The organism is Sphingomonas sp. 7/4-4, assembly GCF_027941955.1.
Classification (GTDB): Bacteria; Pseudomonadota; Alphaproteobacteria; order Sphingomonadales; family Sphingomonadaceae; genus Sphingomonas.
This window is the reverse complement of the sequence record NZ_CP115960.1, coordinates 4,149,552-4,170,328: the sequence shown is the minus strand read 5'-3', so window position 1 is coordinate 4,170,328 and position 20,777 is coordinate 4,149,552. Positions and strand designations below refer to the sequence as shown.

The 20,777-nt window shown below is 65.9% G+C and carries 25 protein-coding genes and 5 pseudogenes; 12 read left to right on the top strand and 18 right to left on the bottom strand.

The genetic code is table 11. From position 1 onward, the window contains the following. Window positions 1–112: 112 nt before the first annotated feature. The 7 genes and pseudogenes from PIB19_RS21410 to PIB19_RS21380 all read right to left on the bottom strand — a co-directional run bounded on the left by PIB19_RS21410 (window position 113) and on the right by PIB19_RS21380 (window position 6,049). Entirely contained in the window at window positions 113–1,114 is a 1,002-nt protein-coding gene (locus PIB19_RS21410) for an NADPH:quinone oxidoreductase family protein (RefSeq protein WP_271238951.1), read from the bottom strand. Then, a complete protein-coding gene (gene leuD, locus PIB19_RS21405; RefSeq protein ID WP_271238950.1) occupies window positions 1,077–1,706 on the bottom strand; it encodes a 3-isopropylmalate dehydratase small subunit in 630 nt (209 codons plus the stop codon). The genes PIB19_RS21410 and leuD overlap by 38 nt, the downstream gene beginning before the upstream one ends. Next, window positions 1,706–2,524, bottom strand: a complete 819-nt coding sequence (locus PIB19_RS21400) for an N-acyl homoserine lactonase family protein (RefSeq protein WP_271238949.1) — start codon at window positions 2,522–2,524, stop codon at window positions 1,706–1,708. Before PIB19_RS21400 ends, leuD begins: the two co-directional genes overlap by 1 nt. Window positions 2,525–2,683: 159 nt before the next feature. Further along, a pseudogene (gene leuC, locus PIB19_RS21395) lies at window positions 2,684–4,125 on the bottom strand (3-isopropylmalate dehydratase large subunit). Window positions 4,126–4,191: 66 nt separating this feature from the next. Continuing rightward, on the bottom strand, window positions 4,192–4,413 hold the full coding sequence (locus tag PIB19_RS21390; protein ID WP_271238948.1) for a hypothetical protein: 222 nt from the start codon (window positions 4,411–4,413) through the stop codon (window positions 4,192–4,194). After that, window positions 4,358–5,032, bottom strand: a complete 675-nt coding sequence (locus tag PIB19_RS21385; RefSeq protein ID WP_271238947.1) for a c-type cytochrome — start codon at window positions 5,030–5,032, stop codon at window positions 4,358–4,360. Before PIB19_RS21385 ends, PIB19_RS21390 begins: the two co-directional genes overlap by 56 nt. Window positions 5,033–5,087: 55 nt before the next feature. Then, a pseudogene (locus PIB19_RS21380) lies at window positions 5,088–6,049 on the bottom strand (NAD-dependent epimerase/dehydratase family protein). Window positions 6,050–6,278: 229 nt separating this feature from the next. Here PIB19_RS21380 and PIB19_RS21375 point away from each other — a divergent pair. Continuing rightward, entirely contained in the window at window positions 6,279–6,749 is a 471-nt protein-coding gene (locus tag PIB19_RS21375) for a GNAT family N-acetyltransferase (RefSeq protein WP_271238946.1), read from the top strand. 31 nt (window positions 6,750–6,780) lie between these two features. On the opposite strand, the gene PIB19_RS21370 is transcribed toward PIB19_RS21375, so the two are convergent. From PIB19_RS21370 to PIB19_RS21345, 7 genes and pseudogenes are all read right to left on the bottom strand, one after another. Continuing rightward, window positions 6,781–7,032 carry a hypothetical protein gene (locus PIB19_RS21370; protein WP_271238945.1) on the bottom strand — a complete coding sequence of 84 codons (252 nt, stop codon included), beginning with the start codon at window positions 7,030–7,032 and terminating at the stop codon, window positions 6,781–6,783. Then, complete coding sequence (locus PIB19_RS21365) at window positions 7,032–7,460, bottom strand: hypothetical protein (protein ID WP_271238944.1); 429 nt, start codon at window positions 7,458–7,460, stop codon at window positions 7,032–7,034. The genes PIB19_RS21370 and PIB19_RS21365 overlap by 1 nt, the downstream gene beginning before the upstream one ends. A 47-nt stretch (window positions 7,461–7,507) precedes the next feature. Next, entirely contained in the window at window positions 7,508–8,155 is a 648-nt protein-coding gene (locus PIB19_RS21360) for a 3-oxoacid CoA-transferase subunit B (protein WP_271238943.1), read from the bottom strand. After that, window positions 8,155–8,469, bottom strand: coding sequence for a DUF5076 domain-containing protein (locus PIB19_RS21355; protein WP_271238942.1), 315 nt, complete (start codon window positions 8,467–8,469; stop codon window positions 8,155–8,157). Before PIB19_RS21355 ends, PIB19_RS21360 begins: the two co-directional genes overlap by 1 nt. After that, window positions 8,466–8,693, bottom strand: coding sequence for a hypothetical protein (locus PIB19_RS23340; protein ID WP_336297217.1), 228 nt, complete (start codon window positions 8,691–8,693; stop codon window positions 8,466–8,468). The genes PIB19_RS21355 and PIB19_RS23340 overlap by 4 nt, the downstream gene beginning before the upstream one ends. A 113-nt stretch (window positions 8,694–8,806) precedes the next feature. Next, a pseudogene (locus PIB19_RS23335) lies at window positions 8,807–9,241 on the bottom strand (HAD family acid phosphatase); the annotation flags it as partial. Between the two features lie 299 nt (window positions 9,242–9,540). After that, entirely contained in the window at window positions 9,541–10,248 is a 708-nt protein-coding gene (locus tag PIB19_RS21345) for a CoA transferase subunit A (RefSeq protein WP_271238941.1), read from the bottom strand. A gap of 235 nt (window positions 10,249–10,483) precedes the next feature. Here PIB19_RS21345 and PIB19_RS21340 point away from each other — a divergent pair, with 235 nt between their 5' ends. The 4 genes and pseudogenes from PIB19_RS21340 (at window position 10,484) to PIB19_RS21325 (ending at window position 13,884) form a co-directional block, all read left to right on the top strand. Further along, the gene (locus tag PIB19_RS21340; RefSeq protein ID WP_271238940.1) at window positions 10,484–10,909 is read left to right on the top strand and encodes a hypothetical protein; all 426 of its coding nucleotides are present in this window, start codon (window positions 10,484–10,486) and stop codon (window positions 10,907–10,909) included. Between the two features lie 362 nt (window positions 10,910–11,271). Then, a complete protein-coding gene (locus PIB19_RS21335; RefSeq protein WP_271238939.1) occupies window positions 11,272–11,874 on the top strand; it encodes a glycoside hydrolase family 25 protein in 603 nt (200 codons plus the stop codon). Between the two features lie 81 nt (window positions 11,875–11,955). After that, window positions 11,956–13,604, top strand: a pseudogene (locus PIB19_RS21330) (thiamine pyrophosphate-binding protein). A gap of 40 nt (window positions 13,605–13,644) precedes the next feature. Further along, the gene (locus PIB19_RS21325) at window positions 13,645–13,884 is read left to right on the top strand and encodes a hypothetical protein (RefSeq protein ID WP_271238938.1); all 240 of its coding nucleotides are present in this window, start codon (window positions 13,645–13,647) and stop codon (window positions 13,882–13,884) included. 67 nt (window positions 13,885–13,951) lie between these two features. Here the strand turns inward: PIB19_RS21325 and PIB19_RS21320 are convergent, their stop codons facing one another. Then, a complete protein-coding gene (locus PIB19_RS21320) occupies window positions 13,952–14,122 on the bottom strand; it encodes a CsbD family protein (RefSeq protein WP_271238937.1) in 171 nt (56 codons plus the stop codon). Window positions 14,123–14,298: 176 nt separating this feature from the next. Here PIB19_RS21320 and PIB19_RS21315 point away from each other — a divergent pair, with 176 nt between their 5' ends. Then, on the top strand, window positions 14,299–14,811 hold the full coding sequence (locus PIB19_RS21315) for a class I SAM-dependent methyltransferase (RefSeq protein ID WP_271241053.1): 513 nt from the start codon (window positions 14,299–14,301) through the stop codon (window positions 14,809–14,811). Window positions 14,812–15,086: 275 nt separating this feature from the next. Further along, the gene (locus PIB19_RS21310; protein ID WP_271238936.1) at window positions 15,087–15,374 is read left to right on the top strand and encodes a hypothetical protein; all 288 of its coding nucleotides are present in this window, start codon (window positions 15,087–15,089) and stop codon (window positions 15,372–15,374) included. A gap of 97 nt (window positions 15,375–15,471) precedes the next feature. On the opposite strand, the gene PIB19_RS21305 is transcribed toward PIB19_RS21310, so the two are convergent. The 3 genes from PIB19_RS21305 to thiS all read right to left on the bottom strand — a co-directional run bounded on the left by PIB19_RS21305 (window position 15,472) and on the right by thiS (window position 17,458). Further along, window positions 15,472–15,717, bottom strand: a complete 246-nt coding sequence (locus PIB19_RS21305) for a hypothetical protein (protein WP_271238935.1) — start codon at window positions 15,715–15,717, stop codon at window positions 15,472–15,474. Window positions 15,718–16,093: 376 nt separating this feature from the next. Then, on the bottom strand, window positions 16,094–16,375 hold the full coding sequence (locus PIB19_RS21300; RefSeq protein ID WP_271238934.1) for a hypothetical protein: 282 nt from the start codon (window positions 16,373–16,375) through the stop codon (window positions 16,094–16,096). 78 nt (window positions 16,376–16,453) lie between these two features. Beyond that, the gene (gene thiS, locus PIB19_RS21295; RefSeq protein WP_271238933.1) at window positions 16,454–17,458 is read right to left on the bottom strand and encodes a sulfur carrier protein ThiS; all 1,005 of its coding nucleotides are present in this window, start codon (window positions 17,456–17,458) and stop codon (window positions 16,454–16,456) included. Window positions 17,459–17,646: 188 nt separating this feature from the next. Here thiS and aroQ point away from each other — a divergent pair, with 188 nt between their 5' ends. The 5 genes and pseudogenes from aroQ to arsC all read left to right on the top strand — a co-directional run bounded on the left by aroQ (window position 17,647) and on the right by arsC (window position 20,757). After that, window positions 17,647–18,081: a type II 3-dehydroquinate dehydratase gene (aroQ, locus tag PIB19_RS21290; protein ID WP_271238932.1), complete on the top strand. Its 435-nt coding sequence runs from the start codon at window positions 17,647–17,649 to the stop codon at window positions 18,079–18,081. 35 nt (window positions 18,082–18,116) lie between these two features. Further along, window positions 18,117–18,590, top strand: coding sequence for an acetyl-CoA carboxylase biotin carboxyl carrier protein (gene accB / locus PIB19_RS21285; RefSeq protein ID WP_271238931.1), 474 nt, complete (start codon window positions 18,117–18,119; stop codon window positions 18,588–18,590). 2 nt (window positions 18,591–18,592) lie between these two features. Beyond that, window positions 18,593–19,943: pseudogene (accC, locus tag PIB19_RS21280) on the top strand (acetyl-CoA carboxylase biotin carboxylase subunit). Then, the gene (locus tag PIB19_RS21275) at window positions 19,940–20,425 is read left to right on the top strand and encodes a hypothetical protein (protein WP_271238930.1); all 486 of its coding nucleotides are present in this window, start codon (window positions 19,940–19,942) and stop codon (window positions 20,423–20,425) included. Before accC ends, PIB19_RS21275 begins: the two are co-directional and overlap by 4 nt. After that, on the top strand, window positions 20,422–20,757 hold the full coding sequence (gene arsC / locus PIB19_RS21270) for an arsenate reductase (glutaredoxin) (RefSeq protein WP_271238929.1): 336 nt from the start codon (window positions 20,422–20,424) through the stop codon (window positions 20,755–20,757). Before PIB19_RS21275 ends, arsC begins: the two co-directional genes overlap by 4 nt. Window positions 20,758–20,777 lie beyond the last annotated feature (20 nt).

Sequence of the window (20,777 nt, the reverse complement as noted above, 5' to 3'; positions counted from 1 at the left end):
GGAAGCTTCGCATAAGCACACTCCCCACCGTCATCCCGGCGAAAGCCGGGATCCAGGATTACTCTGCCGTCAAGCCTGTGGCTCTGGGCCCCGGCTTCCGCCGGGGTGACGGTCAGTGTGAAACGGTCACCACCAGTTTCCCGATCGCTTGCCGTGCGGCCATCTTCGCGATCGCCTTGCCGCCGTCCGCCAGCGCGAAGGTTTCCGTCACGCGCGGGGCGATCCTGCCTTTCTCCCACAAGCGGAAGAGGTGCTCGACATGCACCTGGTTGGCCTGCGGATCGCGCGCGGCGAAGGCGCCCCAGAAGACGCCGCAGACGTCGCAGCTCTTGAGAAGCGTGAGGTTGAGCGGCAATTTCGGGATACCCGCGGGAAAGCCGACGACCAGATAGCGCCCTTCCCAGCCGATCGCGCGGAGCGCAGGCTCGGCATAGTCGCCGCCGACCGGATCGTAGATAACGTCGGCGCCTCTGGGGCCAACCGCGGCCTTGAACGCCTCGCTCAATGCCTTCGACTGCTCCTTGTCGAACGGCGCACGCGGATAGACGAGCGTCTCGTCGGCGCCGGCCGCACGCGCCGCTTCCGCTTTCTCTTCGGACGAGACGGCGGCGACGACGCGGGCGCCGAATGCCTTGCCGAGTTCGATCGCCGCGAGCCCGACGCCGCCGGCCGCGCCAAGGATGAGGAGGGTCTGCCCCGCCTTCAGATGCCCGCGATCGAGCAATGCGTGGATCGTCGTGGCGTACGTGAGCAGCAGCGCCGCGCCTTCCGCGAAGCTGCGCCCTTCGGGAAGCGGATAAAGGCGCGCGACATCAACCGCGACCTTCTCCGCAAGCCCGCCATGGCCGATCACCCCGATCACGCGGTCACCCACCGCGAACTGCGTCACGCCCTCGCCCACCGCCTCGACGGTGCCGGCGATCTCACCGCCGGGCGCGAACGGGCGCGGCGGCTTGAACTGGTATTTATCCTCGATGATCAGGACGTCGGGATAGTTGATCGCGCAGGCCTTCACTGCGACCAGCACCTGGCCCTCGCCCGGTATGGGATCGGGCAGTTCGACGAGGCTTAGAGTTTCAGGTCCGCCCGGCGCCTGCGACAATAGTGCCTTCATTGCCCGCTCCCGCTGTCACCCAGGGACGCGAAGCAGCGACACCGGATTCGTATTTCGAAATCTCGGTATCTTTTGCCAGTGTCATGCCGATCTCGTCCAGCCCCTGCATCAAACAGTCGCGGCGGAAGGGATCGAGATGGAACGGGAAACGGTCCTGGAAGGGCGTGGTGACGGTCATCGTCTCGAGATCGACCGTGACTTCATTATCGCGCGCGACTTCGACCAGCCGGTCGATCGCTTCCTGCGGGAGCACCACCGGGACGATGCCGTTCTTGAAGGCATTGCCCGAAAAGATGTCCGAGAAGCTCGGCGCGATCACGGCCTTGATGCCCAGATCGGCGAGCGCCCAGGCGGCGTGCTCGCGGCTCGATCCGCAGCCGAAATTATCGCCGGCGATCAGCACCGGCGCACCCGCATAGCGCGGATCGTCGAAGATATTGTCCGGCTGCGCGCGCACCGTCTCGAACGCCCCCTGCCCCAATCCTTCGCGCGTCGTGGTCTTGAGCCAGTGCGCGGGAATGATGATGTCGGTGTCGATATTCTTGGCGCCCCACGGATAGGCACGCCCCTCCACCTGGCGAACGGGTTCCATCAGCGGGCACTCCGGGGAAAGAGGGGCAATTTGGCGACATCGGCGGGCTCGTGCTGGATCACGATTTTCGCCTTCAAGTTGGCCGCGATCTGCTTGAAGCGATCGCTCGAGGCGAGCGTGTCCGCGCGATCGGTATTGTAGGTCGGCACCTGATCGTTCTCGAAGCTTTCGGTGGCGTGGAACTGATCGCCCGAGAGCAGAACCGGCCCCGTGCCCTTCAGCCGGACGAGCAGCGAATGGTGCCCAGGCGTATGGCCGGGCATGCCGAGCATCACCACGCTGCCGTCGCCGAATATGTCCTTGTCGCCCGCGACCGCGTCGACCTTGGCAGTGCCGTCGATCCACGGCTTGAACAAAGTTGCCCAATTCGGACGCGCCGCGCTGCCCGCCTTGATCGCGGCGAAGTCGCCAGCGCCGATCAGCAAAGCCGCATGCGTGAAGTCGCCGAGCTGGCCGGTATGATCGTCGTGATAATGGCTGATGCCGACGCGGGTGATCTGTTCGGGCTTGAACCCGATCTGCGCGAGCTGGGTGACGACCCGCGCCTTGAGCGTCAGCGTGAAGGCGCCGTCGACCACCTTCTTGCCGACCAGGTCACCGCTCAGGCCGGTGTCCCAGAGCAGATAGTCGCTGCCGTGGCGGATCAGATAGCAGCTGTCGACCAGCGTATAGGGCTTGCCGTCATAGCGATGCGTGTCGCTGAACTCGGCGAAATCGGCGACATCGAGCTCGCCGCAATCGAGCCGCCAGAGCTCGACGTCCGGCGCCTGGGCATGGGCCGGCGCCGCGACGGCGAGCAGCGCGAAGGCAGTTCCCATCGCGCCGACAATCGTCGAAGCGAAGGCGCGGGTCAGCTTTTCCCTGGCGTTTCCGCGCTCGACGCTGGCTTGCTGTGGGCCGAGGCATAGGCCGCGGCGAGGCCGCTCAACACGGTGCCGACGATCAACACGATCAACGCGCGCTTCATACGAACTCCCTCACGCATCCGCCGACATCAGCTCCCTGACATCGGTGAGGCGCCCCGTGACCGCCGCCGCCGCCGCCATGGCGGGGGACAGCAGGTGGGTTCGCGCGCCCGGACCCTGCCTTCCTACGAAGTTTCGATTCGAGGTGGAAGCACAACGTTCGCCGGGGGGACCTTGTCCGGATTCATCGCGAGGCACATCGAGCAGCCAGGCTCGCGCCATTCGAAGCCGGCCTCGGTGAAGATGCGGTCGAGACCCTCGGCTTCGGCCTGCAATTTGACCAGCCCAGAGCCCGGGACGACCAGCGCCTGGCGGATGCGGTCGGCGACATGCCGGCCCTTCACCACCGCGGCGGCGGCGCGCAGATCCTCGATGCGGCTGTTGGTGCAGCTGCCGATAAAGACATGCTCGATCGGAATATCCTGCATCGCCGTGCCCGCCGCGAGGCCCATATAGTCGAGCGATTTCTGCGCGGCGACACGCTTCGAGGGGTCGGCGAAGCTCTCCGGGTCGGGGATCGCGCCGGTGATCGGCACGACGTCCTCGGGGCTGGTGCCCCAGGTGAGCGAGGGGGCGATGTCGCTGGCGTGGAGCAGGACGGTCTTGTCGTAGCGCGCGCCGGCATCGGTGGGCAGCGTGCGCCAATAGGCAACGGCCTTGTCCCAATCCTCGCCCTTGGGCGCGAGCGGGCGGCCCTTGAGATAAGCGAACGTGGTTTCGTCGGGCGCGATCAACCCCGAGCGGGCACCGCCCTCGATCGACATGTTCGAGACGGTCAATCGGCCTTCGACCGACATCGCGCGGATCACTTCGCCGGTGAACTCGATGACATAGCCCGTGCCGCCCGCCGCGCCGATCTTGCCGATGATGGCGAGAACGACATCCTTGGGGCTGACGCCGAAACCGAGGCTGCCGTCGACGCGGATCTCGAGCGTCTTGGACTGCTGCAGGAGGAGCGTCTGGGTGGCGAGGACATGCTCGACCTCGGACGTGCCGATGCCGAACGCCAATGCTCCCAGCGCGCCGTGCGCCGAGGTGTGGCTGTCGCCGCAGACGAGCGTGGTGCCGGGCAAGGTGAAGCCCTGTTCGGGGCCGACGACATGGACGATCCCCTGCCGCGCATCGAGCGCGTCGATATAGGGCACGCCGAACTCGGCGACGTTCGAACGCAGCGCGGCGAGCTGGCCCGCGCTGGCGGGATCGGCGATCGGCAGCGCGTTCCCCGCGGCATCGACCCGCGCGGTGGTCGGAAGGTTATGGTCGGGCACCGCGAGGGTGAGATCGGGACGGCGCACCGGGCGGCCCGCGGCGCGAAGGCCCGAAAAGGCCTGCGGGCTGGTGACTTCGTGGACGAGGTGGCGATCGATGTAGATCAGGCAGGTGCCGTCGTCTCGGCGCTCGACGACATGGTCTGCCCAGATCTTCTCGTACAGGGTGAGCGGTTTACTGGCCATGGGGGCGATCTAGGCCAATCGTGCGCGAGAGCAACCCGCTACGCAATTTTGCGATAGGAAGCTGCGCTATTGCGGCGCGGCCTTCTCGGCCTCGCCCTTGAGATAGGCCTGGATCGCGTCGATCTCGGGATCGGTGAGCGCGAAGAAGCTCTCGCGCGCGACCTTGCTCATCACGCCGTGGTCGGGCTTGGTGCCGACGCCAGTGCGCAGCAGCGTCCTGAGCCTGTCCGGATCATAGGCAGCGACGATCGGCGCGAGCGCGGGAACCCTGGTGCTGCCGTCCTCCATCGTCCCGTCCTGATGGAGCTTGTGGCAGGCGGTGCAGGCGAAATCGACGACATAGCGGCCCATGTCGGCGGGACGGGCCGGCTCCGAGACCCTGGCTGAAGTCGCCATCGCCGGGAGCTTGCCCGCAAGGATCAGTGCGCGACCGACCGGACCATAGGACATGGTCGCCTGCGAGATCCCTGGAGCCGGGCTTCAGGGTGCGGATCCACGCGACGATGCGGCCGACATCCTGATCGGACAAATGGCCGAGCGCATGGGTCGGCATGATGAACAGCGACGAGCCGTCCTTGTGGACACCCTGGCGGATGGCGCGAACGAGTTCGGCATCGCTCATCGTCGCAGCGACCCGGGCCAGCGGCGGCGGGGCGATACGGCCGAGCATCGGGTCCTCGAACAGCACGCCGCCCTCGCCATTGGCGGCGTGACAATCGCGGCAACTGGCGAGACGCGCCATGCGGGCGCCCTCGGCGATCGAGGCGGGGTCGGACGGGATCGCCACTTCGGCCATCGGCATGGCATGGCCCTTGCGGATCACCCATTCGGAGCCGGCATAGATTACGGCCAACGCAAGCAACAGCACGGCAACCAGGGCGATCAGCCCGCGAACGATCCAGCGCATCCAGAATTCCCCGCAGCTCTTGTGTCTTTACGCAAACACAAGGCGCGGAGGACCCTTATCCCACGCCTGATACTTCCTTCGGCGAAACATAGTTCGGATCATGTGCGAACGGCAGCGGCTTTTCTTGCCGCAGGGCGTCGAGCACAGTCCCGAAATCGGTCTCGCAGCGAAAGCCGAGCAGTTTCCCGGCAAGCGCGGCGTCATAGACACGGCCGATACTGCGGGGAGTTCCCAGCCTTTGGCGGCGTATAACGCAGGTGCATCGGGGAAATAGCGCGCGATTACTGTCGCGGCGTCGCGTTTGAGTTCGTCGCATTCCTGCCGATCGAACGGCGTCGGCGCTGATACGATGAAGCTGCCGAAACCGATTTCGGGCGCGCGGTCCAGCGCAACCATGTGCGCGCGGGCGGCATCCTCCACCGTCAGGCGGCGGTGGAGCAGTTCGTTGGCCTTCATGTTCTCGCCCGACAGATCGCGGTGCGTATCATCGTCCTCTGGGAAGAAGCGGCTGGTGCGCAATACGATGCAGTTCAGCCCGTTCTCGAGATGTGCGAGCCGGCAGAGCTGCTCGGCGGCGAGCTTGGTGACGCCGTAGATGTTGCGCGGCTCGAGCGGGCCGCTGGTTTCGTCGAGCCAGACGGCATGGTCGGCGAGCTCGTTGCGGATCGCTGTCGAGATCATCAGCGAAGTGGTCGACGTGAAGACGAAGCGGTCGTGGCCCGCAGCGGTAGCGGCTTCGAGCAGGTTGAGCGTGCCGGTGACGTTGACGTCGATGAATGCCTGCGCCGGATAGCGGGCGATGTCGGGCTTATGTAGCGCGCCGCCGTGGATCACCGCTTCGATACCATGCTCGGCGAAGAGGCGGTCGATGAGCGCGCGATCGGCGACCGAGCCGATCACCTGGGTGTCGGGGCCCCGCGCGACGTCGAGACCGGTCACCACATCGCCGCGGGCCCGCAGCATCGGTGCAAGGAAGCGGCCGAGCCAGCCGGACGAGCCTGTGAGAAGGATACGCATGTGCGCCCGATAGCCCAGGCCGGCATGCTCTGAAAATAGCTGCGGGTTTACAAGCACGGCTTGTCGTTTCAGATAGGCGCCAACCTCACAGGAGATCGCCTTTGCTCACCCCTGTCGCCTCCGACCGCTTGCGCGGCCGAGCGTCGATGTGCGTGTGCTCGATGCGGCGCTGACGCGCGAGCGTGCGCCGGCAAACAAGCCGGCTTTCCCGCATTTACCGAGGTATTGAATGATCATCGAAACCGACGCGGCAGACTATGCCGCGCTTCTGGACGGCCGTGCGCCGCGCGGCCTGACGCTTGCCGACAGCCCGATCGCGCCGCCGGAAATCCTGCAGATGCTCGCCGGACTGGCCGAGCGAGTCAGCGCCACTTTCGCTCCGGCGTCGTGGCTGATCGTCGAGGACGGCGCAGTCGTCGGCCTCTGCTCGATCACCCGCCCGCCCGAAGGAGGCAACATCGACATCGGCTATGGCATCGCCCCCGATCGGCAGCGTCGCGGAAGTGCGACCCAGGCGATCGGATCGGTCGTGGAATGGGCGCGCGCCGCTCCGAATGTCACGGCGATCACTGCCGAGACCGCGCTCGACAATGCGGCCTCGCAGCGCGTGCTCGAACGCAACGGCTTCGAGCGCGTGGGTGAGCGCTTCGACGCCGAAGACGGCCAGCTGATCTGCTGGCACTGCCTCGTCGCCGAATGAGAGGTTCGGGGCGGGCTTCGGTCCGCCCCGGCTACAGCCCCGCGGGAAGCGGCGTCGCCAGCCGCTGGGCCGGCTCCTGTGCATCGGCCCAGTCGGTGCGACGGGCCACGAACGGGTTCAGGAACAATGCCGGCAGCTTGAGGAACAGCAATTCGGAGTGGATGAAGGTGTCTATCGCCCGCTCCCACCATTTCGGATCGCGCTTGCCGTTCGCCTTCAGCCAGCCGTCATAGGGCGCCCAGTGGCTCGGCTCGTCCTTCTCGATGATCCGGAATATCCGCATCAGAACCTTGTCGCCGGTGACCAAGGGTGGCGCAGCAGGACGTCGACTTGCTTGTAGCCGCGCTGCTCGGTCAGCGAGATCACCCGGCAGAGCTTCTCGAACTCGTCGTCGCTGGCGATGATCGCGTCGGTATCGAGATCGTCGATCGTGCGACGGAACATGATCTCGACGAAGCGATCGATATGGCCGCAGGTACGATCGACTTTGAGCGGCATCTTGCCCTGTAGCTCGAACCAGCGCTTGAACATGAGATAGTGCTTGCGTTCGTCGGCGCGGTGCTTCTCGATCGCGGCGATCAGCGCGACGTCGTCCGGCGATCGCGCACGCACCGCCTCGAGCACCCTATCGATGCTCGTATAGCCGCGATGCTCGTTGTAGATGTAGATCGAGCCCAGAAGGTCGAGATAACGGCGGCGGAACCAGCCCATATTCGAAGGCTACGCCTCGGCCGGCACAGCGTCAACGCGCACCTCCGTCAAGCGACGACGGCGGCTTCGTAGCTGGCGGTGGTCTTCGCGGCGACTTCCTCCGTCGTCACTCCCGGTGCGAGCTCGACCAGCCGGAACGGGCTGTCGTGATCGGAACGCTGGAACACCGCGAGATCAGTGATGATCATGTCGACGACGTTCCTGCCGGTGAGCGGCAGCGTGCAGGTCGGGATGAACTTGGGGTCGCCCGCCTTGGAGTTGTGCTCCATCACCACGATGATCTTCTTGACCCCGGCGACGAGGTCCATCGCGCCGCCCATGCCCTTGATCATCTTGCCCGGGATCATCCAGTTGGCGATGTCGCCGGCTTCGCTGACTTCCATCGCGCCGAGCACGGTCAGGTCGATATGCCCGCCGCGGATCATCGCGAAACTGTCCGACGACGAGAAATAGACCGAACTGGGCAGCTCCGAGATCGTCTGCTTGCCCGCATTGATCAGGTCCGGGTCCTCCTCGCCCTCATAGGGAAAGGGGCCGATGCCGAGCATGCCGTTCTCGGACTGGAGCGTGACTTCGACGCCCTCGGGTATGTGGTTCGCCACCAGCGTGGGGATGCCGATGCCGAGATTGACATAGAAGCCGTCCTTGAGCTCCTTCGCCGCGCGCGCGGCCATTTCGTCACGGGTCCAGGGCATCAATGCACTTCCTTGCCAAGATCGGTGGGAGACTGGCGCTCGGCATCGACACCGAACCAGATACGGGCGAGCGCTTCGGCATCGCTGATGCCGGTGGCGTTCGCCCAGGCGCGCGCGCCGTGGCGGACGCAATCGACCAAAGCGATGCCGAACAGCGCCGGATCGGCGCCGAGTGCTGCGGGATCGACCAGGCATGTGGCCGGGCCGCCGGGCTTCGCCCACATGCGCAGGAACTCGCGGCTGCCCTGGAGCAGGTGCGCGGCGCTCGATATGTCGAGCTCGTCGGTGACGACACCCTTGCGTCCAAAGCTCATCGCGCGGCTCCTTGTGCCGGATCGGTCCAATGCGCTTCCGGCGGGAAAATCTCGGCCACGCCGCCCTTCAGCGCGGTGCCATAGACAGGGTTCGGCAGCATGAACCAGCCCGCACCCCAGAGCGGCGCGAGCAGCGTTCCTCCGACGCTGTTGCGCCGCGCGAGCACCGGTGCGTCCGGCGCGTTGAACAGGTCGCTGAAGTCGCCGAGCTGGTCGCCCGCCATCGCGACGATGCAGTAACGCTGGGCGATCTGCTGGCGGCGCGCGTCCTTGCCGCTCGGCTCCCCTCGCCGCGCAACCACAAGGTGTCGAAGAGCGCCGCCGGACCGAGGCCGGCATGTTCGAGCGCGGCCGTGGTCTGGGCGGCACTGGCGACCGAGCGATTGGAATTGAAGATCACCTTGAAGCCTTCGCCCCGCGCCGCCGCTAGTGCCTCCGCCGCGCCGGGGACGGCTTCCACTTTGTCGGCACCGGTCTGCTCCCAGCGCGTCCAGCGGGCCGCGTCGTAGCTGCCGCCGCGGATCGCCTCGTCGCGTTCATAGCCGAGATTGAGCAGGGCGGTCTCGTCAATGTCGAGCACGATTGCCAACGGGCGCTTGCCGCAGGTTTCGAAACGCGGATTGTCGAGCGTCGAGCCGGGTGCGAGCACGACCGAGCGGACCTGCGACTTGTCGCGGCGATAGCTGATCTCGACCTTCAGGTAATTCCACAGTGCTTGATAGGCCTGGAGGCTGAGCGCCGCGGCTTCGCCCGAGCCGTAGAGGAATTGCATGCCGCCCGGCGCGGTGCCGGCGACCGGCGCGGGTCCGGTCGAAGTGCCGCTGGGCGGGGGCAGCGCAGTCAGATTGGTGACCTGTATCTTGCTTCCATCGGGCGCGGTGAGAACCTGCCCGGGCTTCGGCGCCTGCTGCCGGGGGCGCTTGCGGTCACGCCCGGCCGGCCGGTCCTGCGATGATTTGTACACGCCTGCGCCGGCTGCCAGCGGTGCCGCGACCAGCGCCGCAGCGCACCCAGACAGCGCCAGCGCGGCGAGCGGGGCCGCCGCCATGCAGGCCAACGCCGGGCGCGGTATCACGCCGCCTCGCGGGTGCGGACGGTGCGGAACTCGATCTTCTTGTCGTAGGGGGCGCCGACGATCAGCCGCTTCACATAGATGCCGGGCAGATGGATCTGATCGGGATCCAGGCTGCCGACGGGCACCACTTCCTCGACTTCGGCGACGCAGATCCGGCCCGCGGTCGCCATCGGCTGGTTGAAGTTGCGCGCGGTCTTGCGGAAGATGAGGTTGCCGCTCTCGTCAGCCTTCCAGCCCTTGATGATCGACAGATCGGCGCGGATGCCGCGCTCGAGGATATACTCCTCGCCGTCGAAGATCTTCGCCTCCTTGCCCTCGGCGACCTGGGTGCCGACGCCGGTCTTGGTGTAGAAGCCCGGAATGCCCGCGCCCCCTGCCCGGCAGCGTTCGGCGAGCGTGCCCTGCGGACAGAATTCGACCTCGAGCTCGCCGCTCAGATATTGCCGCTCGAACTCCTTGTTCTCGCCGACATAGGAGGAGATCATCTTCTTCACCTGCCGGCTGCGCAGCAGCTTGCCGAGGCCCTCATTGTCGATGCCGGCATTGTTCGACGCGATCGTCAGGTCCTTGACCCCCGAGACCTGGATCGCGTCGATCAGCCGCTCGGGAATCCCGCACAGGCCGAAGCCGCCCGCGCACAACGTCATGCCGTCGAACAGCAGCCCGTCCAGTGCCGCCCCGGCGTTCGCATAGAGCTTCTTCATGGTTCGCGATTCTCTCCTGGCCCGCCGCGGCGATAATCCCGCGCATCAGGGCGGGTCAAGCAAACCTGAACCAGGTTTCAACTTCGGCTCCGGTTGAGCCTCGCCGCCATGACGGCACTATTTCCAGATAATTATCAGATGATTGCGGCAGGCAAGAACATATCTTGCATTTACGTGCAACTATGCAATCTTCGTAAATAGAGACTCAGCAGTCGGCGAGAAGGGGAGCTGAACTGTGGACACCACATTCGACGCGACAACATGGATGCAGCTTATCGGGCTCGGCGCGATGCTCGGCACGCTCGGTCAGGCTATTCGCAGCATCGTCGGCCTCAAGAAGCTCAACGACGCCGTCAGCAACAGCGCCGCCACGGTATCGGACGTGATCGAGCCGAGCCGGCTCATCACTTCGCTGGCGATCGGCGCGATTGCAGGCGCGCTGGCAAGCGTGAGCCTGATCGGCAATATCCACGCGGTCGCCTCGGCGCAGATCGTCGCATTGCTCGGCGCCGGTTATTCGGGCGCCGATTTCATCGAAGGCTTCATGAGCCGGGCGACACCTTCGCCGGGAACCCCCGCCGGGCAGGAGACGGTCGCCGTCGGCAGCGCGGCAACGGCGGCGCCCAATCCGGGCACCTCCGGCGACGATGCGGTGGGCTGAGCCATGCCGCAGCATCCGCAAATCCTGATCTCGGGTCAGGTCACCACCACCGCCAAGGTCAATCTGCGCCAGGGCGCTGCGACCACCGACGCGCCGGTGTTCCGGAAAGTGCTCGCTGGGACGCCGCTCAACGTCCACGCCATCGTCGCCGGGCTGTCGGTCGACGGCAACCCGCTCTGGTACAAGACCGACGAGAATGCCTATGTCTGGGCAGGCGGTTGCGGCCCCCTCACGCCGTTCGCCGCCGGAGCGGCCCCGCTCCCGGCGCCGACCCCCACCCTCTTCCCACGCCGGCGCCCGTCCCGGTTCCGGCAGTGCCGCGCGCGCCGATCGCCACTTCGGCCGAGGCACCGCGAATCCCGGTGGTTATCGACCTTTATCAAGGCAATGTGGTCAACAGCTTCGCCCAGGCGCGCGCCGCGGGATTGCTCGGGGTCGTCCACAAGGCGACGACCGGCCAGACGGGCAAGGACAAGACCTATACCGAACGCCGCGTCGCCGCCGAGAGTGCCGGGCTGCTCTGGGGCGCCTATCATTGGGGCACCAACGCGCCGGTGAAGGCGCAGGTCGACAATTTCCTTCTCAAGGCGCAGCCCGGCCCGAACACATTGGTCGCGCTCGACTATGAGATCGACGCCAAGTTCCAGATGGGCTTCGATCAGGCGCGCGAATTCCTCGAGCGGATCCACGAGAAACTAGGGCGCCGCGCGGTGCTCTACAGCGGGCATCTGATCAAGGAGAAGCTCGGCAACAGCGTCGATCCCTTCTGGGGCGCGCACCGGCTGTGGCACGCCGAGTACAACCCCACCGCGAAGGTCCAGAAGAGCTGGTCGAGCTATTGGCTGTGGCAATATGCCGAAAAGGCGTCGACCGTGCCCGGCATCCCCGGCAATGCGGGCGGGAAGATCGACTATAACCACTTCGACGGCAGCGAGGCCGATCTGCGCGCAGAATGGGCGTCCTGAGCGGGCGCCATTCCGCCGCGGGATAACCGGCATAGCGGCCGGGGGTTACGCGAAGCAGGTCAGCCGCGCTAGGAAGCGGGCATGACCGCGAAACGAACCGGGGGCCGGATCCTCGTCGACAATCTGGTCGCACAAGGCTGCGACCGCATCTTCCATGTGCCGGGCGAGAGCTTCCTCGCCGTGCTCGACGCGTTGCACGACACGCCGCAAGTGGACGTGGTGACGTGCCGGCAGGAAGGCGGCGTGAGCTTCATGGCCTGCGCCGACGGGGCGATGACGGGACGGCCGGGCGTGGCCTTCGTCACCCGCGGGCCGGGCGCGACCAACGCGTCGATCGGCGTCCATGTGGCGATGCAGGATTCGCAGCCGATGATCCTGTTCATCGGCGACGTCGACCGCGGGATGCGCGACCGCGAGGATTCCAGGAAGTGGACTTCCCCGCGATGTTCGCGCCGCTCGCCAAATGGGCGACGCGGATCGAGGATGCGGCGCGGATTCCCGAATATGTCGCGCGGGCATGGAACGTGGCGACCAGCGGCCGGCCCGGGCCGGTTGTGATCGCGCTTCCCGAAGACATGCTGTGCGACGTGGTCGAGGCAGTGGACCGCCCGCCCTTGCCCCGTATCACCCAGGCGCCCGATCGGCACGCGATGCAGGCGATGGCCGCTTTGATCAAACAGGCCGACCGGCCGATCGCGATCGTCGGCGGCGCGGGCTGGACCGCGGCGGCGGGTGCGGCCTTCGCCAGCTTCGCGGAGCGTATCGGCCTGCCCGTCGCCAGTGCCTTCCGACGGCAGGATGCGCTCCCCGCAGGATCGCAGGTCTATGCCGGCAATCTGGGTTATGGGCCCAATCCGAAACTGGTGTCGCGGATCAAGGGCGCGGACCTGATCCTCGCCGTCGGCGCACGGCTCGGCGAAGCGACGACGGACGGCTATGCGCTGATCACCCCCGATCACCCGGGACAGACGCTGATCCACGTCCACCCCGACCCGAACGAGCTTGGCCGGGTCTATCGCGCCGACGTCGCGATCTGCGCCGACATGACGAGCTTCACCGGCGCGGCAGCGCTGGAGAACATCCCGCCGATCCGCGGCGGCGCCGCCGAAGCCCATGCCGAATGGCTCGACTGGTCCACCCCCAGGCCGCGCGAGGGCGTAACGCTCGATCTCGGCCAGTGCGTCGCGGCGATGCGCGAGGCCATGCCGGCGGACACGATCATCTGCAACGGCGCGGGCAATTTCTCGAGCTGGTGGCATCGTTACTGGCATTACGGGCCGCAACCCTCGCAGCTGGCGCCGACTGCCGGGGCGATGGGCTATGGCGTGCCCGCCGCCGTCGCGGGCAAATTGCGCGCGCCGGAGCGGCAGGTGGTCGCGCTCGCCGGCGACGGTGATTTCATGATGAACGGGCAGGAACTCGCCACCGCCGTCCAGCACAACGCCGACATCCTCGTGCTGGTGATCGACAACGGCGCATACGGCACGATCCGCATGCACCAGGAGCGCGAATATCCGGCACGCCTCTCGGGCACCAATCTGCACAATCCCGATTTCGCCGCGCTCGGCCGGGCCTATGGCTGCTGGGCCGAAACCGTCGAGCGGACCGAGGAATTCGCCCCCGCACTGGAGCGTGCGCTGGTCGAAAAGGGCGTCCGGCTGCTCCATTTGAAGACCGATGTCGAATTCATCACGCCAGGCACGACAATCAGCGCGATCCGCGACCGCTGACCCGCTCCGCAGCCTCTATAATAAGGGCGAGGAGACTGAAATGAGTTGGAAGACGGTGCACATCGGCAAGGAGGGCGATCATCTCGCGCTTTCCGGTGTGAAGGTGTGGCAACAGGAATGGCGCTGGCTCGGCAGCAGGACGGTGATGCTCCCCAATCCGCTCGAACCGGTGGAGACCCAATCCTATATGATCTGCGAAATCGGCGCGTCGCACCGCCCGGTCCGCTTCGCCGCGTGCAAGCTGGTGAGCGGGCTCTGGTCGTTCTACGTTCCCGACTAAGAGGGCCCGACTGACGCAAAGGGGCGGCCTTCTGCGAGACCGCCCCTTTCGTCCTCAACGGTGATCCTCAGATATCGTCGCCGAGCGCGCCCTTCACCTTGCCGGCAAGCTGCTGGCCCTTGCCCTTGAGCTCCTGCGCGGCGCCTTCGTCGCGGGTCTCGGGATTGTCGCTCCGCTGCTTGATCTTGCCGGCCGCCTCGTTGAGGTTGCCCTTGATCTTGTCGACGAGTTCACCCATGATTTCAATCTCCTGACCGCGACCGGCGCGTAGCTGCGCCCTGTCTTTCGCTTTCGGAACAACAACGGTCCGCGCCGGGTGAGGGTTCCTTCGATGCCCGATCGGATTGCCGAACATTATGAGCGCCATGCGCACGCTTTCGACGAAGCGCGCCGCCGAAACTTCGTCGAGCAGGGCTGGCTCGACCGCTTCCTGCTAGCCGTGCCGAAGGGGGACAAGTCCTCGACCTCGGCTGCGGCGCGGGCGAGCCGATCGCACGCTACCTGATCGACCGCGACCGGCGGCTGACCGGCGTCGACCTGTCCGAACGGATGATCGCGCTCGCACGCACCCGCTTCCCCGGGCACCGCTGGGTCTGCGCCGACATGCGTGAGGCCGAGGTGGAGGGTCCGTTCCACGGTGTGATCGCATGGGACAGCATCTTCCATCTGCCCCCGGAGGATCAGGCCGCGATGGTGGTCAAGGGGGCCGGGCTGCTCGCGCCCGACGGCGCCTTCCTGTTCAACACGGGCTCCGCGCGCGACGAGACGATCGGCTGCCAATTCGGCGACGAACTCTATCACGCCAGCCTCGCCCCGGCCGAGTATCGCGCGCTGTTCGCCGGGCACGGGCTGCTCGAAGTGGCGTTCGTACCGCACGATCACGCGACCGGCGGAAGGGCGATCTGGCTGGTGCGCAAGGGGCGCTGAGCAAGCGGGCGCAGCTGTCATTCCTTGGCGGGCACCGGGATTGGCGCGGCTTGTCGACACTGCAAAACCCGCCGTGTAGACAAGCAAATATGTTCCTAACCGCACTGGCTCTGTTGTCCGCGGATGTCCCGCCCTCCCCGCCACCCACGCTCGCCTACTTCGTCGGCGTTTGGCGATGCGACGGAAACCTGCTCCCGTCAGGACGCCCGATCTCTTCCACCCTTGCATTCACATGGGACGCCGAAACGGCCTCCCTGGTGAAAGCGCACGCTGACTTGCCGCCGGGCAAGTACAAGGCGGCCGAGCGCTGGGCCTACACCCCGGAAACGAAGGCGTTCCGCGCGTCGGTTTCGAGTGTAGCCGGCGGAATACGGTGGTACAGCACGCCCGGCTGGATGGCAGAGGTCCTCACTTGGCGTAAGACGCGCGCCGAGGGCGAGCGCGATGACGCCTTCGCCTACCGCAGGATCGGTCCGGACGAGATGCAGATCGAATGGTCGGTCGATCGGACAGGCTCGGGGCTGGAGCCTGGTGACAAGCTCGTCTGTCGGCGGAAGATCTGAGCCGAGGCAATCGGTCCCCAGCCGGGCACGAGGGCCGATATGGGAAAATCCTCACCAAGTTTTTGCGCCGCGGGCGTGCTGGCGCAAGCGACGGCCATCATTTGAACTGGCTGCTGGTAACCTTCCCGGTGGGCGAATGGAGGGTCGTGAAGAGCCACGGCGTGCCTGCCACGACCTGGAAATGGTCGAGCGTCGCATCGCTCATCGGGGCGAGCGCCGCGGCATTGTTCAGCTTCATGAATCGGTTGATCTCGGCGCATGCCGATTTCGGGTCGGCGTTGTTCACCATGAACAGGTTTCTGTGATCGTTGCCGTTGTCGGTGGTCACCACATATCCGCTCATTCGTCCCTCCAGAACCAATGCTACGGATCCGGTCGCCGTCCGCACGCCATGATCTCGGCCTCTTTCGGAGCGCCGTCAATGCGCTGCCGGCCGGCATGCGGAAAGCCTCGGCCATTCACAATTCGGTCATTCGCTGACGGCGCGCCTGCGAACGGCGGGAAGTGGTGGTTAGCCGCGAAAGGTCACACTAGGGTCACACTGACTGCATGGTTCTGGCCGGCCGTGTTCCTGCGCAGGCAATCCGGGATGGCATGGGCCGAGCGGCGCTATACTCCTGCTTTCGCACGAGCAGGAGGAGAGGGGCGTTACGATGTCAAAGAGCCAGATGAGGCTGTCAGGCGAAATCCTACATTGCAAGCATGTCTGCAAATGGTGGTTAGCGGACATCGCGCGCGACCATGTAGCGCCGCTGCTCGTCAGCTTCTTCGTCGGTGTAGAAGTGCTCCGTCCAACCTGCGTCCGGCTTCCATTTGCCCCATCCATGCCAATCATAGTTCTGTTGCGATGCGTCGAAATCCGACTGGGCCACGAAGGTGTGAACGAGGACAGCGTTCGGGCTCACCGATTTACGCAGTCGGTCGCCGCGTTCCGTCACGCCTGACAACTCGAACGAATTATCGTCGGTGCTTCGCCAGATTTCAAAAACCAGTTCAGCCATGTCGCGATATACCGCCGCTCTTCAAATGTCCGCTAGTGGGGCGTTAGCTGCCGGCCACTTTGCAAACCGGCTGCCGCGTTAGATCAGCCCCGCCAGCGGGCTCGACGGATCGGCATATCGCCGCTTCGCCATCCGCCCGGCGCGATACGACAGCCGCCCCGCCTCGACCGCCGCCTTCATCGCCGCCGCCATCAGGATCGGGTCCTTGGCCTCGGCGATCGCGGTGTTCATCAGCACGCCGTCGCAGCCGAGCTCCATCGCCACCGCCGCGTCACTCGCCGAACCAACGCCGGCATCGACCAGCACCGGCACCTTGGCGCCCTCGACGATCAGGCGGATCGTCACCCGGTTCTGGATGCCGAGCCCCGAGCCGATCGGCGCGCCCAGCGGCATGATCGCCACTGCGCCGACATCCTCCAGCCGCTTCGCCGCGATCGGATCGTCGACGCAATAGACCATCGGCTTGAAGCCTTCCTTGGCGAGCACTTCGGTCGCGCGCAGGGTCTCGACCATGTCGGGATAGAGCGTGCGCGCCTCGCCGAGCACTTCGAGCTTCACGAGCTCCCAACCGCCGGCTTCGCGCGCGAGCCGCAGCGTGCGGATCGCGCTCTCGGCGTCGAAGCAGCCCGCGGTGTTGGGGAGATAGGTGATCTTCTTGGGATCGATATAGTCGGTGAGCATCGGCGCATTGGGGTCCGAGACGTTCACGCGGCGCACCGCCACCGTGACGATCTCCGCCCCACTCGCCGCGACCGCAGCCGCATTCTGCTCGAAATCCTTGTATTTGCCGGTGCCGACGATCAGCCGCGAGCGGAAGGTCTTGCCGGCGACGCTCCACGTATCCTCGTCGATCGGGCGGGCATGGTCGCCACCACCAACGAAGTGGACGATCTCGAGCTCGTCACCGTCGCGCACCAGCACTTCGCCCAAGGTCGAGCGGGGCACCACTTCGAGATTGCGCTCGACGGCGATCTTCTCGGGCACCAGCCCAAGCTGCTCGGCCAGCTGGATGATGGTGAGGCCGGCGGTGACGCGCTTGTGCTCGCCGTTGACGACTATGCTGACGGTACCGTCGGTGTGCACGCGCTTAAACCTCCGTTCGGGCTGAGCTTGTCGAAGCCCTGTTCTTTCTTCGCGTCCGGATGGACGGGGAGAAGTGCAGCCCTTCGACAAGCTCAGGGCGAACGGGAATGGGACGAAGCGCCCGATTTGATCGCTGACGTTGCGTCATATAGAGGCGATGCAGACGCCCGCAACCGAAAGGCACCGGCTTGGCCGATACGATCTACGTCCTCAACGGCCCCAACCTCAATCTGCTGGGGCTGCGCGAGCCGGAGATCTACGGCTCGGACACGCTGGACGATATCGCGGGCCGGATGGAGGATCGGGCGAAGGAGCTCGATCTCGACATCGACCTGCGCCAGTCGAATCACGAGGGCCACCTCATCGACTGGCTGCACGAGGCGCAGGCCCGGGGCGCCAAGGCGGTCATCCTGAACCCGGGCGGGTACACGCATACTTCGATCGCGTTGCACGATGCCGTGAAGAGCATCACGACGCCGGTGATCGAGGTCCATCTTTCCAACCCGCATGCGCGCGAGGACTTCCGGCACACGTCGTATGTCGTGCGGGCCGCGCGCGGAACCATCGCGGGCTTCGGAGCGCTGTCGTACATGCTCGCGCTTGAAGCCGCGGCGCGTCTCTGACATGAGCGCGCGCTTTCATCGGATAAAGGGTCGCAATGGCCGAAGATAAGAAACAAGGGGCGATGCACGTCGATATCGAGCTGGTCCGCCAGCTCGCCGCCGTGCTCGACGAGACGCAGCTTACCGAGATCGAAGTCGAGGACGGCGAACGCCGCGTGCGCGTCGCGCGCACCGTGACCGCCGCACCGGCAGTGCAATATGCCGCACCGGCAGCGGCCGCTCCGGCGCCTGTCGCCGCGGCCGTGCCTGCCGAAGCCGCTGCGCCCGTCGCCGCGGCGAACGCAGTCAAGTCGCCGATGGTCGGCACCGCCTATCTGAAGCCCAATCCCGAGGCGAAGATGTTCGTCGCGGTGGGCGACAAGGTCGCCGCGGGCGACACATTGCTGATCATTGAGGCGATGAAGGTGATGAACCCGATCCAGGCGCCCGCCGCTGGCACGGTCAAGGCGATCCTCATCGAGAACGGCCAGCCGGTCGAGTTCGATCAGCCGCTCGTGGTCGTCGAATAAAAATGCCCGAGATCAAGAAGCTGCTGATCGCCAATCGCGGCGAGATCGCGCTCCGCATCCACCGTGCCTGCCACGAGATGGGGATCAAGACCGTCGCGGTGCACTCGACCGCGGACAGCGACGCGATGCACGTGCGGCTGGCGGACGAGGCGATCTGCATCGGGCCGCCGAGCGCGACCGAGAGCTATCTCAACATCCCCAATATCATCAGTGCCGCCGAGATCTCGGGCGCCGATGCGATCCACCCGGGCTATGGCTTCCTTTCGGAGAACGCCCAGTTCGCCGAGATCGTCGAGGCGCACGGGATCATCTTCGTCGGCCCCAAGCCCGAGCATATCCGCACGATGGGCGACAAGATCGAGGCCAAGCGCACCGCGGGCGCTTTGGGCCTGCCGCTCGTCCCCGGATCGGACGGCGCGATCAGCGACCTGGCCGAGGCCAAGGCGATCGCGGCCAAGGCCGGCTATCCGGTGATCATCAAGGCGGCTTCCGGCGGCGGCGGGCGCGGCATGAAGGTGTGCACGTCCGAGGACCAGCTCGAGACTTTGATGCAGCAGGCGGGCAGCGAGGCGAAGGCCGCGTTCGGCGACGCCACCGTCTATCTCGAGAAGTATCTCGGCAATCCGCGCCATATCGAGATCCAGGTGTTCGGCGACGGCAACGGCAATGCCGTGCACCTGGGCGAGCGCGACTGCTCGCTCCAGCGCCGCCACCAGAAGGTGCTCGAGGAAGCTCCTCCCCGTGCTCGGCCAGGCCGATCGCGAGCGGATCGGCGGCATCTGCGCCAAGGCGATGGCCGATATGGGCTATCGCGGCGCGGGGACGATCGAGTTTCTGTGGGAGAATGGCGAGTTCTACTTCATCGAGATGAACACCCGCCTGCAGGTCGAGCATCCGGTGACCGAGATGATCACCGGGCTGGATCTGGTCCGCGAGCAGATCCGCGTTGCCGAGGGGCATGGGCTGTCGTGCACGCAGGAGAATATCCAGTTCCACGGCCATGCGATCGAATGCCGGATCAACGCCGAGGACCCACGCACCTTCGCGCCCTCGCCGGGCACGGTGAAGCAGTTCCACGCGCCGGGCGGGATGCACGTCCGCGTCGATAGCGGGCTCTACACCGGCTACCGGGTGCCGCCTTATTACGACAGCATGATCGCCAAGCTGATCGTCTATGGCTCCACCCGCGAACGCTGCCTGATGCGGCTGCGCCGTGCGCTGGAGGAGTTCGTGATCGAGGGGATGAAGACCACGATCCCCTTGCACCAGGCTTTGCTCGACGATCCCGAATTCCAGCAGGGTGCGTACACGATCAAGTGGCTCGAAGAGTGGCTGGCGAAGCAGGACGCGTGATCGCGTTGCTCCTCGCGGTGGCGCCTCTCGCTACTGCGGAGGCGCGCGACGCGAATCCGATCCCCGCCTTGGCGGGAGCCTATCACGAGCCAGGCGGTTGGGCGCAGATCATCCCGGTCGACGCCCGGCACGCCTATGTGCACTTATATTTCGAGGGTGGCATCGGTCACGATCTCATGACCGAGTTCGAGGAGGTCATGACCGTGAAGGGGCGTACGTTGACGTTCCGGAAGGCAGCGAGCGGTGACTCCCGCGGCTGCTTGCTCACCGTGCGACGCGCCGGCCGCAAGCTCGCCTGGGCCGCGCCCGAACATCTACCCTGCTCCGAAAACAGCAATCTGCATTTCCCCCTGTTTTATGTGAACGGTGGAACGATGGACATGGCGAGCCGGCGCCCGGCCAGCCGCACGCGTCGTTATCCGGGAGAAGGTTGGGGCTATTTGGAAACGGTCGCCGAGTGGCGCAAAGCAGGACGGCGATGAAAGCCACGATCTACCATAATCCGCGCTGCTCGAAGTCGCGCGAGACGCTGGCGATCCTGCAGGAGGCCAGCGCCGAGATCGAGATCGTCGAATATCTCAAGACCCCGCTTTCGCGCGACGAGCTGGCGCGGCTCTATGCCCGGGCGGGCATGACCGCGCGTGTGGCGCTGCGCATCGCCGAGGATGCCGCCAAGCCGCTCAAGGGCGCCGACGACGATGCGATCCTCGACGCGATGGCGGCGAATCCGATCCTGATCGAGCGGCCGCTGGTGGCGACGGAGAAGGGCGTGCGGCTGGGGCGTCCGCCGGAGAAGGTGCGCGAGATACTCTGACGCGGGGCGCGGCTCGTGCC

Bases quoted from the DNA above. Each gene is read 5' to 3' on its own strand.
- PIB19_RS21305 (WP_271238935.1), bottom strand. From the start codon at position 15,717: ATGAGCGGATATGTGGTGACCACCGACAACGGCAACGATCACAGAAAC.
- PIB19_RS21300 (WP_271238934.1), bottom strand. From the start codon at position 16,375: ATGGCTGAACTGGTTTTTGAAATCTGGCGAAGCACCGACGATAATTCG.
- PIB19_RS21385 (WP_271238947.1), bottom strand. From the start codon at position 5,032: ATGCGCTGGATCGTTCGCGGGCTGATCGCCCTGGTTGCCGTGCTGTTG.
- PIB19_RS21360 (WP_271238943.1), bottom strand. From the start codon at position 8,155: ATGCCCTGGACCCGTGACGAAATGGCCGCGCGCGCGGCGAAGGAGCTC.
- PIB19_RS21345 (WP_271238941.1), bottom strand. From the start codon at position 10,248: ATGAAGAAGCTCTATGCGAACGCCGGGGCGGCACTGGACGGGCTGCTG.
- PIB19_RS21365 (WP_271238944.1), bottom strand. From the start codon at position 7,460: ATGGGCTGGTTCCGCCGCCGTTATCTCGACCTTCTGGGCTCGATCTAC.
- PIB19_RS21320 (WP_271238937.1), bottom strand. From the start codon at position 14,122: ATGGGTGAACTCGTCGACAAGATCAAGGGCAACCTCAACGAGGCGGCC.
- accB (WP_271238931.1), top strand. From the start codon at position 18,117: ATGGCCGAAGATAAGAAACAAGGGGCGATGCACGTCGATATCGAGCTG.
- leuD (WP_271238950.1), bottom strand. From the start codon at position 1,706: ATGGAACCCGTTCGCCAGGTGGAGGGGCGTGCCTATCCGTGGGGCGCC.
- PIB19_RS21375 (WP_271238946.1), top strand. From the start codon at position 6,279: ATGATCATCGAAACCGACGCGGCAGACTATGCCGCGCTTCTGGACGGC.
- PIB19_RS21325 (WP_271238938.1), top strand. From the start codon at position 13,645: ATGAGTTGGAAGACGGTGCACATCGGCAAGGAGGGCGATCATCTCGCG.
- PIB19_RS21370 (WP_271238945.1), bottom strand. From the start codon at position 7,032: ATGCGGATATTCCGGATCATCGAGAAGGACGAGCCGAGCCACTGGGCG.
- PIB19_RS23340 (WP_336297217.1), bottom strand. From the start codon at position 8,693: ATGGCGGGCGACCAGCTCGGCGACTTCAGCGACCTGTTCAACGCGCCG.
- PIB19_RS21355 (WP_271238942.1), bottom strand. From the start codon at position 8,469: ATGAGCTTTGGACGCAAGGGTGTCGTCACCGACGAGCTCGACATATCG.
- arsC (WP_271238929.1), top strand. From the start codon at position 20,422: ATGAAAGCCACGATCTACCATAATCCGCGCTGCTCGAAGTCGCGCGAG.
- PIB19_RS21400 (WP_271238949.1), bottom strand. From the start codon at position 2,524: ATGGGAACTGCCTTCGCGCTGCTCGCCGTCGCGGCGCCGGCCCATGCC.
- PIB19_RS21410 (WP_271238951.1), bottom strand. From the start codon at position 1,114: ATGAAGGCACTATTGTCGCAGGCGCCGGGCGGACCTGAAACTCTAAGC.
- PIB19_RS21390 (WP_271238948.1), bottom strand. From the start codon at position 4,413: ATGGAGGACGGCAGCACCAGGGTTCCCGCGCTCGCGCCGATCGTCGCT.